Annotated in this window: 1 protein-coding gene; it reads right to left on the minus strand. The window is 74.2% G+C overall.

Translation table 11 applies throughout. The annotated features are described in order from the left end of the window. The coding region (locus tag QQK25_RS23305) for a DUF1501 domain-containing protein (protein WP_284190094.1) at positions 1-603 on the minus strand (603 nt) is incomplete at its 3' end. Positions 604-792: the final 189 nt, after the last annotated feature.

A 792-nucleotide genomic window follows, 5' to 3' on the forward strand; every position in this document is an offset into this window, starting at 1 on the left:
GCCCCCGGCCAGCGGCACGCCGCCGGAGAGATCGGGCAGCGCCAGCGCGTCGTCGTCGCGCAGCAGCGCGGCCGACATGCCGGCGTTGGCCGACACCGCGGCGATGCGCCGCTCGTCGCCGCTGCGCTCGCCGAGGGTGGCGAGATAGCGGGTCAGCCAGCCGGTATCGGTGCGGGCGTAGTCGGCGAGATTCACCACCCCGCGCTCGATCAGGTCCTGGGCCTCGAAGTGGCTACGGGTGCCGTTCATCAGCCCGCAGGCGTGGAGCACCGCCAGCCGGCCGGCTTCATACAGCTCGAAAAGCGGCCTGGCCTCCGGGTGCAGGCGGAAATCCAGCCCGTTGCCTAGGCCGTTGGCGAGCGCCAGCCCGGGCCGCTCGCCGCTGTCGAGCACGCGCAGGTCGGGCGTGCGGGCGTCGATGTAGGGCTTGTCGTTGACGGGGGCGACGAGGTTGAGCCCGTCGCAGCCGCCGCGCTGGAAGACCACCACCAGCAGCGGCGTCGGGGCACCCTCGGCGGCAAAGGCGAGGCGGCCCAGGCCGGCGGCGGGCGCGAAGGCACCGGCGGCGGCGCAGGCCTTGAGAAAGTCTCGGCGAGTCGTCATGGCGGGCCTTTCGTCAGCAGGTCTGGAACTCGGCGCTCATCGCCGTGAAGGCAATGACGCGTCGCAGCAGGTTGGCGTCGGCGGGCTTGGCGCCATCCCCCGGGCGGGCCGGGTCCACCGCCAGCCCGGCGAGGATCGCGCTGCCCACCGCCCCGTTGCCGGCGCCCAGCAGGCGCGTGGCGAGGGCCT

The sequence above is a fragment of the Zoogloea oryzae genome, from assembly GCF_030161255.1.
GTDB classification, from domain to species: domain Bacteria; phylum Pseudomonadota; class Gammaproteobacteria; order Burkholderiales; family Rhodocyclaceae; genus Zoogloea; species Zoogloea oryzae.